General features: G+C 71.7%; 17 protein-coding genes. 12 read left to right on the forward strand and 5 right to left on the reverse strand.

Features of this window, described 5'->3' with window-relative positions:
* The first annotated feature begins 14 nt into the window (after positions 1 to 14).
* Both AB0K25_RS16295 and AB0K25_RS16300 read left to right on the forward strand, forming a co-directional pair.
* Complete coding sequence (locus AB0K25_RS16295) at positions 15 to 599, forward strand: PadR family transcriptional regulator (RefSeq protein ID WP_363820865.1); 585 nt, start codon at positions 15 to 17, stop codon at positions 597 to 599.
* A complete protein-coding gene (locus AB0K25_RS16300; RefSeq protein ID WP_219463288.1) occupies positions 596 to 1,606 on the forward strand; it encodes a hypothetical protein in 1,011 nt (336 codons plus the stop codon). The genes AB0K25_RS16295 and AB0K25_RS16300 overlap by 4 nt, the downstream gene beginning before the upstream one ends.
* Before the next feature lie 267 nt (positions 1,607 to 1,873).
* Here the strand turns inward: AB0K25_RS16300 and AB0K25_RS16305 are convergent, their stop codons facing one another.
* Positions 1,874 to 3,421 carry a non-reducing end alpha-L-arabinofuranosidase family hydrolase gene (locus tag AB0K25_RS16305; protein ID WP_363820868.1) on the reverse strand — a complete coding sequence of 516 codons (1,548 nt, stop codon included), beginning with the start codon at positions 3,419 to 3,421 and terminating at the stop codon, positions 1,874 to 1,876.
* Positions 3,422 to 3,955: 534 nt separating this feature from the next.
* On the opposite strand from AB0K25_RS16305, the gene AB0K25_RS16310 reads away from it, so the two are divergent.
* Together AB0K25_RS16310 and AB0K25_RS16315 are read left to right on the forward strand one after the other, a co-directional pair.
* On the forward strand, positions 3,956 to 5,281 hold the full coding sequence (locus tag AB0K25_RS16310) for a HAMP domain-containing sensor histidine kinase (protein ID WP_363820871.1): 1,326 nt from the start codon (positions 3,956 to 3,958) through the stop codon (positions 5,279 to 5,281).
* A 55-nt stretch (positions 5,282 to 5,336) separates the two neighbouring features.
* Positions 5,337 to 6,017: a response regulator transcription factor gene (locus tag AB0K25_RS16315; protein ID WP_208567550.1), complete on the forward strand. Its 681-nt coding sequence runs from the start codon at positions 5,337 to 5,339 to the stop codon at positions 6,015 to 6,017.
* Between the two features lie 43 nt (positions 6,018 to 6,060).
* On the opposite strand, the gene AB0K25_RS16320 is transcribed toward AB0K25_RS16315, so the two are convergent.
* From AB0K25_RS16320 to AB0K25_RS16330, 3 genes are read right to left on the reverse strand one after another with little or no spacing between them, the layout of a single operon-like run.
* Positions 6,061 to 6,825, reverse strand: a complete 765-nt coding sequence (locus tag AB0K25_RS16320; RefSeq protein WP_219463294.1) for an enoyl-CoA hydratase-related protein — start codon at positions 6,823 to 6,825, stop codon at positions 6,061 to 6,063.
* Positions 6,826 to 6,841: 16 nt separating this feature from the next.
* Positions 6,842 to 8,188, reverse strand: a complete 1,347-nt coding sequence (locus AB0K25_RS16325) for a hypothetical protein (protein WP_363820875.1) — start codon at positions 8,186 to 8,188, stop codon at positions 6,842 to 6,844.
* A complete protein-coding gene (locus AB0K25_RS16330) occupies positions 8,185 to 9,837 on the reverse strand; it encodes an amino acid adenylation domain-containing protein (protein WP_255597639.1) in 1,653 nt (550 codons plus the stop codon). Before AB0K25_RS16330 ends, AB0K25_RS16325 begins: the two co-directional genes overlap by 4 nt.
* Before the next feature lie 520 nt (positions 9,838 to 10,357).
* Between AB0K25_RS16330 and AB0K25_RS16335 the strand changes: the two genes are divergently transcribed.
* From AB0K25_RS16335 to AB0K25_RS16360, 6 genes are all read left to right on the forward strand, one after another.
* Entirely contained in the window at positions 10,358 to 10,564 is a 207-nt protein-coding gene (locus AB0K25_RS16335) for a hypothetical protein (protein WP_219463298.1), read from the forward strand.
* 116 nt (positions 10,565 to 10,680) lie between these two features.
* Positions 10,681 to 11,733 (forward strand): sugar ABC transporter substrate-binding protein, encoded by a 1,053-nt coding sequence (locus AB0K25_RS16340; protein WP_308290821.1) that lies wholly within the window; start codon positions 10,681 to 10,683, stop codon positions 11,731 to 11,733.
* Positions 11,730 to 13,271, forward strand: coding sequence for a sugar ABC transporter ATP-binding protein (locus AB0K25_RS16345; protein ID WP_219463302.1), 1,542 nt, complete (start codon positions 11,730 to 11,732; stop codon positions 13,269 to 13,271). The genes AB0K25_RS16340 and AB0K25_RS16345 overlap by 4 nt, the downstream gene beginning before the upstream one ends.
* Entirely contained in the window at positions 13,264 to 14,301 is a 1,038-nt protein-coding gene (locus AB0K25_RS16350) for an ABC transporter permease (RefSeq protein WP_219463304.1), read from the forward strand. Before AB0K25_RS16345 ends, AB0K25_RS16350 begins: the two co-directional genes overlap by 8 nt.
* 75 nt (positions 14,302 to 14,376) lie before the next feature.
* Positions 14,377 to 15,702, forward strand: coding sequence for an enolase C-terminal domain-like protein (locus AB0K25_RS16355; protein ID WP_219463306.1), 1,326 nt, complete (start codon positions 14,377 to 14,379; stop codon positions 15,700 to 15,702).
* On the forward strand, positions 15,699 to 16,580 hold the full coding sequence (locus AB0K25_RS16360) for an amidohydrolase family protein (protein WP_357537397.1): 882 nt from the start codon (positions 15,699 to 15,701) through the stop codon (positions 16,578 to 16,580). Before AB0K25_RS16355 ends, AB0K25_RS16360 begins: the two co-directional genes overlap by 4 nt.
* A gap of 15 nt (positions 16,581 to 16,595) precedes the next feature.
* On the opposite strand, the gene AB0K25_RS16365 is transcribed toward AB0K25_RS16360, so the two are convergent.
* Entirely contained in the window at positions 16,596 to 17,291 is a 696-nt protein-coding gene (locus AB0K25_RS16365) for a FadR/GntR family transcriptional regulator (RefSeq protein ID WP_219463310.1), read from the reverse strand.
* Positions 17,292 to 17,464: 173 nt separating this feature from the next.
* Here AB0K25_RS16365 and AB0K25_RS16370 point away from each other — a divergent pair, with 173 nt between their 5' ends.
* Both AB0K25_RS16370 and AB0K25_RS16375 read left to right on the forward strand, forming a co-directional pair.
* Positions 17,465 to 17,800, forward strand: a complete 336-nt coding sequence (locus AB0K25_RS16370; RefSeq protein WP_208567559.1) for an L-rhamnose mutarotase — start codon at positions 17,465 to 17,467, stop codon at positions 17,798 to 17,800.
* Complete coding sequence (locus AB0K25_RS16375; RefSeq protein ID WP_363820882.1) at positions 17,797 to 18,822, forward strand: alcohol dehydrogenase catalytic domain-containing protein; 1,026 nt, start codon at positions 17,797 to 17,799, stop codon at positions 18,820 to 18,822. The genes AB0K25_RS16370 and AB0K25_RS16375 overlap by 4 nt, the downstream gene beginning before the upstream one ends.
* Positions 18,823 to 18,938: the final 116 nt, after the last annotated feature.

Genomic DNA, 18,938 nt, shown 5'->3' on the forward strand with positions numbered 1-18,938 from the left:
TATAGACTGTTCGGGTGCCTTCGAACGCGACGCAGAACAGCCTGGTGTTGCCGATGCTCGGGCTCCTCGTCGAGGAGCCGGCGCATGGTTACGACATCACGACACGCCTACGCCAGCGGTACGGGCACCTCTCGGTCACCCGCAGCACGGTCACGTCCCTGCTGAAGACGCTCGAGAAGGCAGGCCTGATCTCCTCCCGGCTCCCCGAACGAGTGGGCAACCGGCCACCGCGTACGGCCTACGAGTTGACCTCTGCGGGCCTCGCCGACTTCCGCCACAGGGTCGAGGCCGGGGTGCGCGACACGGTAGCCGCGTCCGTGGACTTCGTCATGGCGGTCGCCTACGTCGGAGTTCTCCCGATCGACCAGGCGGCGTCCATCCTGGATGGTCGCGCCGACCGGCTCGACCTGGAACTGGCTGCCCTTTCGGGGCTGCCCGACGGTGACGTACTCGAAGTGCACATGCTCGAAGTCGCCTACTGGCGCACCATCGTCGCTGCCGAGGCCGCCTGGATCAGGAGCCTGGTACGGCGGATCCGGTCACACGAGATCAGCTGGCCAGCCCAGCAAACCGACCAACATCGGAGTGCGGAAGCGTGAAGTTCGGTATCTATCCGGGCGGGCGGGCCGGCACGGTCTGCTCCCACCCACCCGATGTCGCCGCGATCCGCCACCTCGTCGACGACATCGCGGGCGGCCGTCCCTTCGTCGTCCGCGAGTACGTGCACTTCTTCGGCGACGCGACACCGCCGGACGTGGTCACCTCACTCGGAGCCGAACACGAACTTGCACACCTCACGATGCCCGACGGATGGTACGTCGAGGGAAACCGCGAACTGGACCTCGTGCTCAGCTACCTCCCCCGGGCCGCCGACCTCTCCGGATGGCTGGCCTTCCTCGACACTGTCATCGACCGCTACGGTCACCTGACGCGGTACCTCCAGGTGACGCTTGAGCCTAACTTCCCCATCCCACTCATCGACGGAAGCGCACCCGGCGTGCTCGAAGCCCTGACCCTCGGCGTCCCGCACGCCCGCACCGCACTGGACCGGCGGGGTCTCCAGCACGTGCGGATCGGCTTCTCCGTCGCCGAACCACCGGAATGGTTGGGCGGCGACGACCAGTTCTGGTCATCTCTGTCCTCGGTGCCATACCAGGACTTCGCGGCCCACGTCGACTACGTCGGCCTGGGCCTGTACCCCGACGCCTTCTCGCCCGTCGCGCCGCGGGGCAACCCGGGAGACACCGCATCCCTCACCACCCACGCCCTGCACCACTTGCGGGGCAGGTCGCTGCCCCGCGCGCACATCCCGCCCACCACTCCCCTCCACATCGTCGAGAACGGCACCCCGAGCGGGTCACCCCGCACCGAGCAGGCACAGCGCGACTCACTGTCGGACATGCTCGGCGTCATCCTCACCGAACAGGAGTCTCTGAACATCACCCACTACGAACTGTTCAGCCTCAGGGACGCCGACAGCAGTTCCACGGAACCCATCGGGACACTGGGCATCGTCACCGACACCTACCGGCCCAAGCCCGCTCTCGCCGTCTACCGCGACATCGTCCGCAGCACCGGCCAGCCGCCTGCTACCCAACACCCCTGAGCGGCGGACCGAGACGCAGCGAGCATTCGCCCGCGCCAGACCCGAGCGAGCATGCAGCCCTGCCAGAATGTCCACGCCGCCGTGCCGAGAACGGAAGGTCGAACAGTCGCTCAGATGCAACTGGGCCTGATTGGCACAGGGACCGGCAGGGCCCGCACAGCGGGCCCTGCCGACCGGTGGTGCAGGTGCTGTTCAGTTGATCGCTCTGGGCGACCTACGTCGGGCCACCCCGGAGGTCGGGAACCTCCGTGGCCCGCCGGCGGGCCGTCAGCGCTGCCGCGTCAACAGCCCCGGCCGGTACGGCAGCAGGCCGTAGTCGACGCCGCTGGAGCTGGGGGAACGGCCCTGGTAGAGCAGTTGCAGGTTGCACGGGTCGATGGTCATGGTCTGGTCGGCGCTGGTCCGCAGCAGCTCACCGTGGCTGATGTCGTTGGTCCAGGTCGCGCCGCTGTTGGCCTTGCCCGCGAACGGGTTGTTGTAGGTCGTCGCGTTCGGCGTCCAAGTGCCGCTCAGGCTGGTCGCCGTGAACGAGCGGAAGTAGCGCTCCCAGGAACTGGTCCTGGCCTCGACGATCATCAGGTACTGGTTCTGGCCCTGCACCTTGTAGACCTGCGGCGCCTCGAACAGGTTTTCCGAGGTGTCGCTCATGATGGTCGTGTAGCTGGAGCCGAAGTTGCCGGGGAAGTTCCCGATCGGCATGCTGGCCCGGTAGATCTTGCCGTTGTCGCCGGCGAAGAACAGGTACATGTTCTGGCCGTCACCGATCACCGTCTGGTCGATCGGGCCGGTGCCCGAGCCGGTGATGCTCCCGGTGAACATGGCCTGCGCCGCCGACCACCCGTTGGGGTTCGTCGGGTCGTTCGACGTCCGGTAGAAGAAGGCGGCGCCCGCACCCCACTGGTACGTCAACACCCAGATGTTCTTCGGCGCGAAGTAGAACAACGACGGCGCGACAGTGCCGGAGTTCATCCCGTTCTGCGACGCCGACGCCATCTCCGACCAGTTCGTGAAGAGGCCGAAGTTCATCGAGCCCCAGGTGTTGCCGAAGTCGTGCGTGGTGGCGTAGACGAGCTGCTTGCCGTTGTACGGCGCGACGGTGAAGTCCTTCAGCGACACCCAGCCCGACTTCGGGGTGGCCAGCGGACCCGTCGACGACCACCGGTACGTCGACGGCAGCGTGCAGTTGCCGCCCGGCGGCGGGGTCGTGGGCGGCGGGGTGGTCGGGGTGGTGCCGCCGAGCTTGACGAGCTGCCACTGCTGGTTGGTGCCGTTCCAGTCGGCGTACTGGACGATGTTGGCCCCGTCGGTGGTGGCCGCGCCCTGCACCTCGATGGCCTTGCCGCTGTTGCGGTTGATCAGCTGAATGTAGCCGTCGATGTCCTGGATGCTGAACTGCTGGTTGGTGCCGTTGTTGTCAGTCCACTGCACGATCGCCCCGCCGTCGGCGGTCGACTTGCCGGAGACGTCGAGCACCTTGCCGGACAGCTTCGACTTCAGCCGGTAGTAGCCGCCGCCGGAGTCGACGAACTGCCACTGCTGCTGGCTGCCGTCGTTGCGGGTCCACTGGGTGATCCGGGCCCCGTCGGTGGTGGCCAGGTTGTACACGTCGAGGGCCTTGCCGCTGTTGCGGTTGACCAGCACGTACGAGGCGCCGGTGTCGATCGTTGCGGCAGCGGCCTCGGTCGCGCTGGCGGCGACGAGGACACCGCCGCTGAGGGCGGTCAGGATCGCCGTGGCCGTCGGCAGCAGCCATCGCCGCCGCCGGGGGCCGGGCCGGCGGGGAGCCGGGCCGGGTCGGTCAGCCTGGAGATGCATGGGGGTGCTCCTTCATGGGGGACGGGTGGTGCCTTTCCGGGGATCCCGGTGCGGTGGCCTGCGGTGACGGGGTCACCGAGACCGGGTGGTGTGGTCGGCCCGTGCGCGCCCGGTGTTCCTTGGTCGGGGCCGGAACCGGCCAGGCAATGTGAACGCTCACATTGGCGGACGACCGGCGAACACTGTGTGGACGGACAGGAAGGGGCGAACGGGCCGGCCGGGGTCCCATTCAGATCCGGCGATGTTACCAGAGCGTTTCGGGCGGCTCAAGAGCTGCTCACAGTAGGTGACCACACCGCCGCCACCGCAGCCAACCGGTGCAGCGGCGATCACCACGGAATTGGATGTTAACGCTAACGAGAGTGCCGGCCGTCAATGACGACCCCCGTCCGTTCGGGCGGGTCCACCACCCTGGAGGAGATCCGGATCCCTTCCGCTCCGGTGGGCGATGTGTCATCTTCGATGGATGGGGGTCGGTGGCCGCGCGGGCGGACGAGGGCGCGTCCGGGCACGCGGGCACGGGGCGGAAGCACGGTGCCGTTGAGCGGCGGGGTGCGGTCGGCCCCCCGGACCCGCCCTCGCACCGGGCTCGCCGTCGGCCTGCTGGTCGTCGCCCTGCTGGCACTGGTCGGGGGTCTGGCGTACGCCGCCCTGCTGCACGTCCAGGGCGCGAAGATCCGCCACGAGCTGGACTGGGCGATGGTGCACGGCCGCCCGGCCGACCCGTCCGGCTGCACCTGGATCTTCGGCGGCGCGAGCGACACCGGGCACGCGGGTGCGCCGCCGGCCGGTTTCCCACAGCACGCGGCCATCCATGCCGTGGCCCGCACCGGCCGGCCGCAGGTCGACCAGGTGGCCCGCAACGGCACCGTCTACCACGTCCGCACGCAACTGCGCGGCGACGAGGTCGTCCAGGTGGTCTTCGACGCCCGTTTCCAGCTCGCCGAGCGGCGACACCTGCTCTGGGGGGTGTCGGCCGCCGCGGTGGCGGTCCTGGCCGCGGCGACCGCGACCGACCTGCGGCTGCGCCGCCGGTCGGTGCGGCCGCTGACCGAAGCGCTCGACCGGCAACGCCGCTTCGTCGCCGACGCCAGCCACGAGCTGCGGGCCCCGATCACCCGGGTGCACACCGCCGCCCAGTTGCTGGCGCAGCGGTCGACCTGCGCCGACAGCGGAGCCGACCGGCAGGACCTGGACCGGCTACTGCGCACCACCCGACTGCTCGGGGAGATCGTCGACGAGCTGCTCCTGTCGGCCCGGCTGGCCGACCCGTCGGCGGTGACCCGGCCGCTGACCCCGGTCGACCTGGCGGCACTGGTCGCCGAGGCGGTCGAGGCCGACGCGCCACGCGCCGCCACGGACGGGGTGACGTTCACCGTGGCCGGCGCGGACGCTCCGGTCCTGGTCTGCGGCGTCGGGTCGGCGCTGCGCCGGGTGGTGACGGAGCTGCTGACGAACGCCCTGCACCACACCCCGCCCGGCGGCCGCGTCGAGGTGCGGTTGCGACCGGCGTCCGCAGACCACGTCGAGCTGGTGGTCAGCGACTCCGGTCAGGGCCTCGACCCCCGACACACCGACCGGATCTTCGACCGGTTCCACCGTGGCCCCGGGGCCGGGGACCGCCGGGTCGGGCTCGGTCTGGCCCTGATCCGCGAGGTGGTCACCGCGCACGGCGGCACGATCAGCGCGGCCGGCCGACCGGGGACGGGAGCGACCTTCACCGTACGGCTGCCGACGGGTGGTGGGCAGCAGGACGGTCCGCCGCCGGGTGTCGATCCCACCGGGACCCGGTGGCCGTTCTGCTGGTGGGGGGCGTACCGCGAGCGGTCGGGTCAGCGCGACGAGCTGAGCAGATTCTGATCGGCGAGATATTCCGCCGGTCAACCTTCTCCCGTTTCGGTGCGACCATGAACGGATGACCGACCCGTCACCCCCGGCGCACGGCCCGTTGCTCCTCGTCGAGGACGACGTGGAACTCGCCGACATGCTCGTCGAGCTGTTCCGTCGGGCGGGCTACCGGATCGATCTGGCCCGCGACGGCCAGCGGGGTCTGCACCTGGCGCTACGTGGCCCGTACCAGGTGATCATGTTGGACCGGCGGCTGCCGGCCATCGACGGGGTCGACCTGCTCATCCGGCTGCGGCGACGCTCCGTCGCCGCCCGGGTGCTGATGCTCAGCGCGCTCGGCGACCTCGACGAACGCATCCGGGGCCTCGACGCGGGCGCCGACGACTACCTACCGAAACCGTTCGAGGTGCCGGAGCTGATGGCCCGGGTACGGGCGTTGACCCGCCGCCGCTTCGACGGGGCCGAGCTGATCCCGATCGGGGCCGGGCAGCTCGACCTGGCCCAGCGCGGGGTGCGGCTGCCCGACGGTCGGGAGGTGACGCTCAGCGGGCGGGAGTTCGAACTGATCCGGCTGCTCGCCAGCCAACCCCGGATGGTGCACAGCCGCAGCCAGCTGCGCGGGCGGGTGTTCGGCGCGGACCGGACCGAGGCGGTGGTCGACACGTACGTGCACTACCTGCGGCGCAAGCTCGGCGACCGGGTGGTCCGCACGGTGCACGGGCTCGGTTACCAGATCGGCGCGCTGTGAGCCGGCCGTCCGGGACCCGTCTGGTCCCGGACGGCCGGAGGGCTCAGCGACCCGCGAACCGGGCCGGGCGCTTCTCCAGGAAGGCGGCCATGCCCTCCCGCTGGTCCTCGGTGGCGAACAGGGCGTGGAAGGCCCGCCGTTCGAACAGCACCCCGGCCTGCACGCCGACCTCCTCGGCCTGCCGTACCGCCTCCCGGGCCAGCATCGTCGCCAGCTTGGGGTGCCCGGCGACCACCGCCGCCGCGGCCTTCGCCTCGGCCAACAGCCGGTCCGTCGGCACCACCCGGGACACCAGACCCCACCGGTACGCCTGCTCCGCGTCGAGCTGCCGCCCGGTGAGGACCAGGTCCATCGCCCGCGCCGGACCGATCAGCCGGGTCAGCCGCTGAGTGCCGCCGATGCCGGGCATCACCCCCAGCCGCAGCTCCGGCTGGCCGAACCGGGCGTTGTCCGCCGCGAAGATCAGGTCGCACATCATCGCCAGCTCGCAACCGCCGCCGAGGGCGTAGCCGGCCACGGCGGCGATCTTCGGGGTACGCAACGCGGCGAACGCGTCCCACCCGGCGAAGTGGTCCTCCAACGCCACGTCCAGGAAGGACTTGCCGGCCATCTCCCGGATGTCCGCCCCGGCCGCGAAGACCTCGTCGGAGCCGGTGAGCACGAAGCAGCCCACCCCCGGATCGCGGTCCAGCGGTCGCAACGTCTCGACCAGTTCCGTCAGCAGCGCCGTGTCCAGCGCGTTGCGCACCTCGGGCCGGCACAGCCGCACCGTGACCACCCGGTCGTCCTTCTCCACGGTGATCCTCATCGTCGCCTCCATGTCGTCAGGAATCCCAGATGGCGCCGTACGCGGGCACCCCGCGTTCCTCCATGCCCCGCACCACCTGCCAGGTCAGCGGGCGGTTCGAGATGCAGATGACCGCCTCCGCGTCGAATGCGCGGTACGCCTGCCAGGCCAGCCGCAGCATGTCGGGCTTGCCGTCGCGGGCGGTGTCCCACAGCAGCGCGTCGGGCTGGTGGGCGAGGATCTCGTCGACCAGCCCGTCGCCGAAGGTCTCCCGGTGCCGGCGGGCCACCCAGACCAGGCGGGCCGGCACCTGCCCGGCCAGCAGGTGCGGCAGCACCGGGCCGATCCCGCTGCCGGTCGCCACGTACACCACCCGCCGGAACAGGGTCTCGATGTTCGCCACCCCGGCGGTGCTGATCCCCTTCACCCAGACCCGCTGCGGCGCGTCGTCGATGAACCGCCCGGTCCAGTCGCCGGCCCGGGAGACGGTCAGCCGGAACCCGCTGCGGCCCGGCGCCGGCACGTTGGCGAAGGAGTGCCACTCCCACAGCGGGCTGCGGCTGACCGCGGTCGACGAGCCGGGGAACGGGGTCACCCCGTGGTCGAAGTGGACCAGCGCCACGTGCGACGAGGGGCGTTCGACCACGACCGGCACCCGGCGCAGCCGCAGCCAGGGCAGGGCGATGCTGGCGGTCAGCACCGCGAGCACCCCGCCCTGCGGGGAGGTGGCCAGCGCGGCCGGCCCGCCGGCCAGGAAACCGGCCTGCGCCCAGAGCAGCAGCAGGACCGCCCAGCCGCCGAGCCGGTGGGTGCGTTCGAACAGGTCGTGTCGGCGCGACCGCACCGGCGGCAGCGCGGTACCGACGACCGCCAGCAGCCCGACGGCGGCGGCGTACCCGGTGACCAGTGCCCCGGCCGGCGCGTCGCCGACGGTCAGCGCGCCGAGTTGCGCCAGGTACCAGGTGGTCCCGGCCAGTGCCGCGCCGACGTGCAACCCGCCGAAGTGGTAGACCTTGCCCAACGTCGCGCGGATCCGCAGCGGCCAGTGGGTGGGCGCCCGGGTGGCCAGCCAGAAGAGCAGGTTGACCACGTACTGCTGACGCACCAGCACCGCCAGTGCCACGTTGGCCAGTGCGGCGGCACCCAGCGCGCCGGGCGTGGCGGGGCCACGCCACCAGCCGGCGGTCAGCCCGTACCCCAGCAGGGCGAGATTGGTCGCGACGACCGCCGCGACCAGGCGGTGGTGGTGCATGAACCGGGGATGGGCCAGCAGCCGGCGCAGCGTCGAGCCCGGCGGTGGCGGCGCGTCGCCGGTCGTGGCCGCCGCCGCGGTACGCGGACGCGCCGCAGGAACCGGCGGGGGTCGCAGTCCGGTGGTGCTCACGCCGCCGCCTCCTCGATGTGCGCCCACTGCCACCGCAGGTCGAGGGCGATCCGGCGTAACGCGTCCCGGTCGACCTTGCCCCGCCCGGTCATCGGCAGTTCCGGCAGCGGGTGCACGGCCGCCGGCACGCAGTAGTAGGGCAGCGCGGCGGCCACCGTGTCCCGGCACCGCTGCGGATCCAACTCCGCCGGAGCGACGAAGGAGACCAGGTCCCGGTCGGTCAGCCGGAGCGTGACCGCCAACCGGCAGCCGGGCACCGTCTCCAGCACGGTGGAGACCGCGTCCAGTTCGACCCGGAACCCCCGGACCTTGACCTGGTCGTCGGTGCGGCCCAGGTGCTCCAGTTCCCCGTCGGCACGCCAGCGCCCCCGGTCCCGGGTGCGGAACATCCGCCGGCCACCGCCCAGGAACGGGTCGGGGGCGTACCGCTCGGCGTTGAGCGCGTCGTTGTCCAGGTAACCGGCGGAGACGCAGTCACCGCCGGCCCACATCTCCCCGGTCTCGCCGATGCGGCAGGGCCGGCCGTCGGCGTCGAGGACGTAGACGGTGTTGTTCGGGGTCGGCCGGCCGATGGTGAGCGCCCCGCCGGGCCGGTGGCGGTGCATGGTGTTGACGATGGTGGTCTCGGTCGGCCCACAGCAGTTGTAGAAGACCCGGCCGACCGCCCACCGGTCCGCCAGCGGACGCGGACAGGGCTCCCCCGCCACGGCGACCACCCGCACCCCGTCGCACCGGTCCAGGTCGATGCGGCCGAGCACCGACGGGGTGGCGATCACCACGTCGGCGCGCGCGGCGGTGGCGGTGAGGTCCCGGTCGCGTACGAGCAGGGTGCCGCCGTTGGCGAGGCAGCCGAGGATCTCCCAGGCCGCCATGTCGAAGGCGACGTTGAGCAGTTGGGCGACCGTCCGTCCGGGCCGGATCCCCAGGTCGCCGGGGGCGGTGAGCAGGATGTTGGCCACGTTGCCGTGGGTGACGGTGACCCCGTTGGGGGTGCCCGTGGTGCCGGAGGTGAACAGCACGTAGCAGCCGTCGTCGGCGCGGACCGGCCGGTCCGGGACGGGGGCGGTCAGGTGCTGCCCCGGGGGCAGTGGTTCGGCCATCAGCTCGTCGACCGCGAGCCGGGCCACCCCGGGCAGTTGCGGCACCGCATCCAGGGTGGCCGCGGTGGTCAGCACCACCCGGCACCGGGCCGCCGAGGTGACCTGCCGCAGCTGCGCGGTGGGCGCGACCCGGACGTCCTGTGGGACGTAGGCCGCCCCCGCCTTCAGCGTCGCCAGGATCCCCACCAGCATCGGCAGGGACCGGCTGGCGAAGACGCCCACGGTGTCCCCGGTCCGTACGCCGAGGGCGGTGAGCCGGGCGGCCAGCCGGTTGGCCTGGCGGTCCAGTTCGCGGTAGCCGATCCGTACCCCGAGGTGCTCGGCGGCGACGGCGTCCGGGACGGCGGCGGCCCAACGGGCGAACGCCTGGTGGACGCGCAGTTCGGGGGCGGGCACCCGGGGGCCCTGACCGAACCGGTGGAAGAGCCGACGTTCGCGGGGTGGCAGGTGGTCCAGCAGGGGGCCCCGCCACCCGTCCGGTGCGGTGGGCAGGGTGCCGACCGGGCGCGTGGCCGGGTCGTCGAGCGTGCGGGACTGTCGTACGGACATGGCTGCTCCTGTTCTGACCAGCCGCCCTGCGCGGCGATCGAGATCGATGCTCGCCACTGCAAATGGGAAATCTCTTAGATCCGGCGCGCGACAGCCGGCCCGGGACGGCACACATGCTGGACGTCCACCGGCGACCCGGAACCGGGCAGACCGGGGAGCCGTGCGGGGAGGCGGGGCCGGAGCGGCCAACTCACCTCGACAGGAGCACGAAAAAGAGAGCCTTCGATGTTAGCGTTCGTTTCTGCACCGGGACGGGAGCGTCCCCGCCTCGCCACCGAGGCTCACCAGCCGGGGCGGCCGCTCGGCCCGACCGCTCAGCCCGGCCACGGGCGCGGCGACGCGATTGGTATGACGCCTGCCCGCCGCACCTCGCCGAGGACGCCCGGATTGCTGGCATATTCAGCGCCGTTCTCGACAGCCGAGGCATTGACGTTACACACTGGAAACTCTAACGTCTGATGTCTCGGTCGAGCGTGCAGGTAATCACCCCGCACCCCACCCGCCGTCAGGAGGGATCTCCGTGTCCCGTCCCGCGTCCGTCGCCATCCCCGGCCCCGGCAGCCGCACCGAGAGCCGGGCGTCGGTCGGCCGACGCCCAGCGGCCGCCGCCCCGGCGTACCTGCTGGAGCTGACCTCCGGCGGCGACTGCGCCGCCGCCGGCTCGCCGCTGAGGCAGTGGCGCTTCGACCGCAGCACCAACCTGCCGTGGACCGTCGCTCCCGGCTGATCCGCGCGGCGCACCAGCCGGCGCGGGTGTCGCCGCGATCCCCCAGGTCGCGGCGACACCCGCGCCGGACCACTCCCCCGAGGAACGGAGCGAACACGATGAACCACCGACATCTGGTGAGCGCTGGACTGACCGTGCTGCTCGGGGTGACGGCCACCCTCGCCGCCGGCTGCGGTGACCGGTCGGGCGGCGGGACCGGAACGGGCAGCGGCAAGCCGCTGATCGGGGTCGACTATCCCCGCTCGGACACCGACTTCTGGAACTCCTACATCAGGTACGTGCCGCAGTCCGCCGACGGGTTGGGGATCGAACTCAAGACCACCAACTCGCAGAACGACATCGCGAACCTCATCTCCAACGCCCAGACCTTCATGAGCCAGGGCGTCAAGGCGGTGGTGATGGCCCCGCAGGACACCGCCGCCATCGCGCCCACCCTGACCCAGCTGGAAGGTCGCAAGATCCCGGTGGTCACCATCGACACCCGACCCGACAGCGGCAAGGTGTTCATGGTGGTCCGCGCCGACAACCGCGCGTACGGCACCAAGGCGTGCCAGTTCCTGGGCGCCAAGCTGGGCGGCAAGGGCAAGGTGGTCATGCTCCAGGGCGGCCTGGACTCGATCAACGGGCGGGACCGCACCGAGGCGTTCAACGAGTGCATGGGCCGGGACTTCCCCGGCATCAAGGTGTTCGGCGAGGCGACCGACTGGAAGGCCGACGTGGCAGCGTCGAAGTTGCAGACCCGCTTCGCGTCCGACCCGGACATCAAGGGCGTCTACATGCAGTCCTCGTTCGCGCTGTCGGGCACCCTGCAGATCCTCAAGCAGCGGGGCCTCCAGGTGCCGCCGACCGACCCGAAGCACGTCTTCGTCGTGTCCAACGACGGCATCCCCGAGGAGCTGAAGGACATCGGCGAGGGGTTGATCGATGCCACCGTCAGCCAACCCGCCGACCTCTACGCCCGCTACGGGCTGGAGTACGCCAAGGCGGCGATCGAGGGCAAGACGTTCCAGCCCGGCCCCACCGACCACGGCAGCACCATCATCCAGGTACGCGACGGCCTGCTGGAGGACCAACTGCCCGCGCCCCTGGTGACCCTGGACGGCGCACCGATCGGGGGGCAGCCGACCGTGAAGTTCGACGACGCCTCGCTGTGGGGCCGCAACGCATGAGTGCCACCCCGCACCGCCCCGGCGGCGGGCCGGTCGGCCAGGACCGACCCGTCGTCGAGGCGGTCGACGTCACCAAACGGTTCGGTTCCACGGTCGCCCTGTCCGGGGCTGGGATCATGGTCCGGCCCGGTGAGACCCACGCCCTGGTGGGCCGCAACGGCGCCGGCAAGTCGACGCTTGTCGGCATCCTGACCGGGTTGCTGGCCGCCGACGGCGGGGCGGTCGCCTTCGACGGGCGTCCCGCCCCACCACTGGCCGACCGGGACGCCTGGCGGCAACGGGTGGCGTGCGTCTACCAGAAGTCGACGATCATCCCGACCCTCACCGTGGCGGAGAACCTGTTCCTCAACCGGCACGCGCGCTCCCGCAGCGGACTGATCCGCTGGTCGACCCTGCGACGGGAGGCCGAACAGCTGCTGGCGGCCTGGTCGGTCGAGGTCGACGTACGCCAGCCGGCCGCGACGCTCTCGGTCGAGCAGCGGCAGTTCGTGGAGATCGCCCGCGCGTTGTCCTTCGGTGCCCGGTTCATCATCCTCGACGAACCGACCGCCCAGCTCGACGCCGCCGGCATCAGCCGCCTGTTCACCCGGATCAGGGACCTGCGGGCGCACGGCGTGACGTTCCTGTTCATCAGCCACCACCTCCAGGAGATCTACGAGTTGTGCGACCGGGTCACGGTCTTCCGCGACGCCCGGCACGTCGTCACCGCCCCGGTCGCCGAGTTGAGCCGGCAGGCGCTGGTCGCCGCGATGACCGGGGAGGACGTGACGATGCCGGAGGCCGGCCGTCGGCCCCTGACGTCCGACGCGCCGGTGCTGCTGTCGGTACGGGACCTGGTCACCTCGTCCGGCGCCGAGATGTCGATGCAGGCCCGGGCGGGCGAGGTCGTCGGCCTCGCCGGGGGCGGCGGCAGCGGCAAGGTCGAGGTCGCCGAGGCGATGGTCGGCCTCGCCCGCCCGGTGGGCGGGACGGTCAGCCTGGCCGGCCGGGTGTTACGACCGGGCAGTGTGCCCGACGCCCTCGCCGCCGGGGTGGGGCTGGTGCCGCAGGACCGGCACCGGGAGGGTCTGGTGCCGTCGCTGTCGATCGCGGAGAACGTCACGATGACCGTGCCGGACCGGATCGGACGGTACGGCCTCATCTCGCCGGCCCGTCGCGACGCCCTGGCCCGGGACACGATCGCCGACTTGACGATCAAGGCGGCCGGGCCGCAGGTGCCGGTCGCCGAGTTGTCCGGCGGCAACCAGCAGAAGGTCGTCATGGGCCGGGCGCTGGCCAACGACCCGCGGCTGCTGGTGCTGATCACACCCACCGCCGGGGTCGACGTGCGGTCCAAGCAGACCCTCCTCGGGGTCGTCGAGGACGTACGGCGGCGCGGCGCTGCGGTGCTGGTGGTCTCCGACGAACTCGACGACCTGCGCATCTGCGACCGGGTGCTGGTGATGTTCCAGGGGCGGGTCGTCGGCGAGATGGCCCACGGCTGGAGTGACAACGATCTGGTAGCCGCCATGGAAGGGGTGGACATCCACCATGTCTGAGACGCTGTCCACCGGCAAGGCGTCGCCTCCGGCGCCGCCACCGAGCCGACCGCCGTCGCGGCACCTGACTCTCGCCCGGTTGCGGGACCTGGCGCTGGTGCCGGCGATCGTCGCGGTGGCGATCGTCGGGTGGATCATCAGCCCGGTCTTCCTGAGTTCCGACAACGTCATCAACGTGCTGCAGAGCATGTCGGAGATCGCCATCCTGGTGCTGGCCCAGACGATCGTGCTGATCACCGGCAAGATGGACCTGTCGCTGGAGAGCACCTTCGGGCTCGCCCCGGGCATCGCCGCCTGGCTGGTCGTCGATCCGGCCCTCACCCGGGGGCTGGGGCTCGGCCTGCTGCCGGACGCCTGGGCGGTGCCGGTGGTGCTGCTGGTCGGGGCGCTGGTCGGGGCGTTCAACGGGCTGCTCATCGTCCGGTTCGGGCTCAACGGCTTCATCGTGACGCTGGGCATGCTCATCATCCTGCGGGGACTGCTCACCGGCATCTCCGGCGGCCAGACCTTCTTCGCGCTGCCCGGGTCGATGACTTACCTCGGTTCGACGAGCTGGTTGGGGGTGCCGGCCTCGATCTGGGTGTCGCTGCTGCTGTTCGCCGTGGGGATCGTGGTGCTCGGTCACACCCGTGCCGGGCGGGCCTTGTACGCCATCGGCGGCAACGCCGACGCGGCCCGGGCCGCGGGCATCCGCACCGACCGGGTGCTGTGGATCGCGCTCATCGTGGCCAGCGTGCTCGCCGCCCTCGCCGGGCTGCTGATCAGCGGTCGGCTGGCGGCGGTGCCGGCGGCCCAGGGTGACGGCGCGATCTTCCAGGTCTTCGCGGCGGCGGTGATCGGCGGGGTCAGCCTCAACGGCGGCAAGGGCAGCGTCTTCGGCGCGTTCACCGGTGTCCTGCTGCTCTTCATGATCATTAATGTGCTGACCCTGGCCGGGGTACCGGCACAGTGGACGAACTTCCTCAACGGCGCGGTCATCCTGGTCGCCCTGGTGGTCTCCCGCATCACCGGCGGCAAGGCACAGACCTGACCCACCCCGATCCCGCGCGCCACGCCCACGAAGCGGGCCGCAGACCCAGCACCGTTCCCCCCTCCAGGAGTTCCGTTGACTGAACGCATCACCTCGGTGGACACGATCGACGTCCGCTTCCCCACCTCCGTGCACCGCGACGGGTCGGACGCGATGAACCCGTTCCCCGACTACTCCGCCGCCTACGTCGTCCTGCGGACCTCGGCGGACGCCGAGGGGCACGGGCTGGTCTTCACGGTGGGACGCGGCACCGAGATCCAGGTCGCCGCCGTCCGGTCGCTGGCCGCGATGGTGATCGGCCAGCCGGTCGACGAGCTGGTCGCCGACCCGGGGGCCCTCGCCCGCCGGCTCGTCGGCGACAGTCAGATCCGTTGGCTCGGCCCGGCCAAGGGGGTCGTGCACATGGCCGCCGGTGGCCTGGTCAACGCGGTCTGGGACCTCGCCGCCCGGCGGGCGGGCAAGCCACTGTGGAAGCTGCTGGCCGACCTCACCCCCGAACAGCTCGTCGCCCAGGTCGACTTCCGTTACCTGCGCGACGCCCTCACCGAGGACGAGGCGCTCGCGTTGCTGCGGCGGGCGGGCGACGGTCGGGTCGAGCGGGAACAGCGGCTACTGGCCGAGGGGTATCCGGCGTACACCACCACCCCGGGGTGGTTGGGCTACGACGACGAGAAACTGGCCCGGCTCTGCGCGGAGGCGGTCCGCGACGGCTACCAGCTGATCAAGCTCAAGGTCGGCGGGGACCTGACCGACGACGTACGCCGGATGGGCATCGCCCGGCAGGCCGTCGGGCCGCAGATCCGCCTCGCCGTCGACGCCAACCAGATCTGGGGGGTGCCCGAGGCGATCGGGTGGATGCGGCAGTTGGCCGCGTACGACCCGTACTGGATCGAGGAGCCGACGTCGCCGGACGACATCCTCGGGCACGCCGCCGTACGCAAGGCGCTCAGCCCGGTCCGGGTGGCCACCGGTGAGCACGTGCACAACGCGGTGATGTTCAAGCAGCTGCTCCAGGCCGACGCCGTCGACGTGGTGCAGATCGACGCCTGCCGGGTCGCCGGGGTCAACGAGAACCTGGCGGTCCTGCTGCTCGCCGCGCACTTCGGGGTGCCGGTCTGCCCGCACGCCGGTGGGGTCGGGCTGTGTGAGCTGGTGCAGCACCTGGCGATGTTCGACTTCGTGGCGGTCAGTGGCAGCACCGACGACCGGGCCATCGAGTACGTCGACCACCTGCACGAACACTTCGTCGACCCGGTCCGGGTCACCGGCGGGCGGTACCTGGCACCCACCACCCCGGGGATGAGTGCGGAGATCCTGCCGGCCTCGCTGGCCGCGTTCCGGTTCCCGGACGGCCCGCAGTGGGTCGACGCGTCGGTGCCGGCGGAAGCGCCCATCCCATGATCATCGACGCGCACCACCACCTGTGGCGACCGGAACGCGGGTACACCTGGCTCGACGCGCCGGAACTCGCCACCATCCGGCGGCCGTTCACCCCGGCGGACCTGACCACCGAGCTGGCCGCCGCCGGGGTGGCCGGCACCGTGCTGGTCGAGGGCGGTCGCTGCCATTCCGACGAGGCGGCCGAGTTCCTCGGCTACGCCGCCGACACCGCACCGATCCTGGCGGTGGTGGCCTGGTTGGACGTCGCCGACGACGACGTGCCCGCCACCGTCGGGCGGTACCGCCGGCTGCGCGGCGGCGAATACCTGGCCGGGGTGCGTTCACAGGTGCAGGGCGAGGCGGACCCGGACTACCTCGACCGGCCCGACGTGCGTCGCGGGCTCGCCGCGCTCGCCGCCGCCGGGCTGGCGTTCGACCTGGTGATCCGCGCCGACCAGCTCCCGGCGGCGGCACGGGCGGCCCGGGCGGTGCCGCAGCTCCGGTTCGTCCTGGACCACCTCGGCAAACCCCGGATCGACGAGGGTACGGCCGGGCTGCGGCGCTGGCGCGGCCCGCTGGCCGCGTTGGCCGCCCAACCCAACGTCACCGCCAAGCTGTCCGGCCTGGTCACCGAGGCCGGCCCGGACTGGTCACCGGACGAACTGCGCCCCTTCGTCGAGGTGGCGGTCGCCGAGTTCGGTGCCGAGCGTCTGATGTTCGGGTCGGACTGGCCGGTATGCCTACTCAGGTCGGACTACGCCGGGGTGGGGCGGGCGTTGACCGCGGCGCTGCCCCCGCTGTCGGACCGGGAACGGCACGAGATCCTCGCCGGCACCGCCGTACGCACCTACCGGTTGGCCGACCGGGTCGCGGCGCTGCTCCCGGCGCGGCCCGCATGATCCCGGCCGGTGGGCTCACCCGTTCGCCACCTTGGCGGCCAGCACCGTCCGCAGCCATGCCTCGGAGGTGTTGACGTGCAGCAACGCACTAGCCTGCGCGAGCAGTTGGTCGCGCGAGCGCAGCGCGAGGTAGATCGCGTGGTGCTCGTCGATCGTCGTGTGCGCGGAGTTGCTCTCGATCAGCCCCCGCCACACCCGGGCCCGCAGCGTACGGCTGGACAACCCGTCCAGCAGCGAGGTGAGGGTCTCGTTGCCGGTGGTCGCGACGACGGTGTGGTGGAAGGCCGTGTCGAAGCGGATCAGCTGCTCCGCGTCGTCGGCCGCCGCCCGCATCTGCTCCAGGATGGCGCTGAGGTCGTCGAGTTGGGCGTCGGTCATCCGCAGCGCCGCCAGGCCGGTCGCCATCGGTTCCAGCAGCCGCCGCACCTCCATGACCTCCAACAGGGTGTCGTCGCGCAGCAACTCCACCGCAACCCCCAGCCCCTCCAGCAACAGCCGGGGGGCGAGGCTGGTGACGTACGTCCCGTCGCCGCGTCGTACGTCGAGCACCCGGGCCGATTCGAGGACCTTGACCGCCTCCCGGACCCCGCTGCGCGACAGGCCCATCTGTTCGGCCAGCTGCGGCTCGGGGGGCAGCCGGGCCCCCGGCGGCAGCTCACCACTCTGGACCATGCTCCGGATCTTCGCGATCGCGTCGTCGGTCAGTGCCATCCGCGTCCCCTTCTGGCCGGTCCGTCGGGCGTCGTCACGACGGTCCGTGCGCGGCAGGCGACGACAACCCACCCCAATATAGAGACATCGGATGTTTTCCCCGGCTCCGGTCACCCCCGGGTGCCGCACACCCGGCCGGCCGGAGAACGCCACCGCAACCGGAAGGGTACGACGTGCAACGCTACGGCTGGCTGATCCGGCTCCGACCGGAGCAACGCGAGACCTACCTTCGGCTGCACGCCGCCGTGTGGCCCGACGTCGAGCAGACGCTCCGCGCGGCGAACATCCGCAACTACAGCATCTTCCTGCACCACGACCTGCTGTTCGGCTACTACGAGTACGTCGGTGCCGACCACGACGCCGACCAGCGCCGCATCGCCGACGACCCCCGTACCCGGCAGTGGTGGACGTTGACCGATCCATGCCAGGAATCGCTCGCCGAACCCGGCTCGGGGCACTGGTGGGCCCCGATGCGCGAGGTCTGGCACCTGACCGAGGAGGCGTCATGAACCACAGCGCACACTACGTCGGCGACAACACCTTCGTCGTCGAGCCGACCGCGGTCGTGCCGCCCGGCCCCGGCCAGGTACGCATCGACGTCGCGTACACCGGGATCTGCGGCACCGACCTGCACATCGCGCACGGTGCGATGGACCAGCGGGTGCGGGTGCCGGCGGTGATCGGCCACGAGATGTCCGGTCGGATCGCCGAGACCGGCCCGGGGGTCGAGGGCCACCGGGTGGGCGATCCGGTGACCGTGATGCCGCTGGACTGGTGCGGCGAGTGCGCCGCCTGCCGGGCCGGCCACACCCACATCTGTCACCGGCTCACCTTCGTCGGCATCGACTCCCCCGGCTCGATGCAACGGTCCTGGACGGTGCCCGCGCGGATTCTCGTGCCACTGCCCGGGGACCTGCCGCTGACCCACGCCGCCCTGATCGAGCCGACCGCGGTGGCCGTGCACGACGTACGACGCTCCCGGCTCACCGCCGGTGAACACGCGGTGGTCATCGGGGCCGGCCCGGTCGGCCTGCTCATCGGCACGGTCGCCCGGGCCACCGGTGCCGAGGTGACCGTGCTCGAACTCGACCCGCGTCGCCGCGCGCTCGCCACCGAACTCGGGCTGCGCACCGTCGACCCGGCGACGGTCGACGTCGCCCGGCACGTCCACGAGACGACCGGTGGTGCCGGGGCCGCCGTGGTCTTCGAGGTGTCGGGGTCGGCCGCCGGGGTCCGCACCGCGACCGACCTGCTCGCCGCGCGCGGTCGGCTGGTGATCGTGGCGATCCATCCCACCCCCCGGGAGGTGGACCTGCACCGGGTCTTCTGGCGTGAACTGGAGATGATCGGCGTCCGGGTCTACGAACGCGGGGACTACACCGAGGCCGTCCGGTTGGTGCACACCGGACAGGTGCCGGCCGCCCGGCTGATCACCCGGATCGTGCCGTTGGCCGAGGTGGCCGAGGCATTCGGGGCCCTGGCCACCGGCGGCGAGGTGAAGATACTGGTGGACTGCGGGGGCGTGGGCTGAACACGCACGTCGGGTAGCTGCCGTACCCGGGGTCCGGGGTACGGCGAGTTTGACCGGGCCGGGAGCCGCCGCCCGGTTCGGCGTTGCTACAGGTACCTTGTTGTGACAAGGTAGCC

This window comes from Micromonospora sp. NPDC049257 (assembly GCF_040678915.1).
GTDB lineage: Bacteria > Actinomycetota > Actinomycetes > Mycobacteriales > Micromonosporaceae > Micromonospora > Micromonospora antibiotica.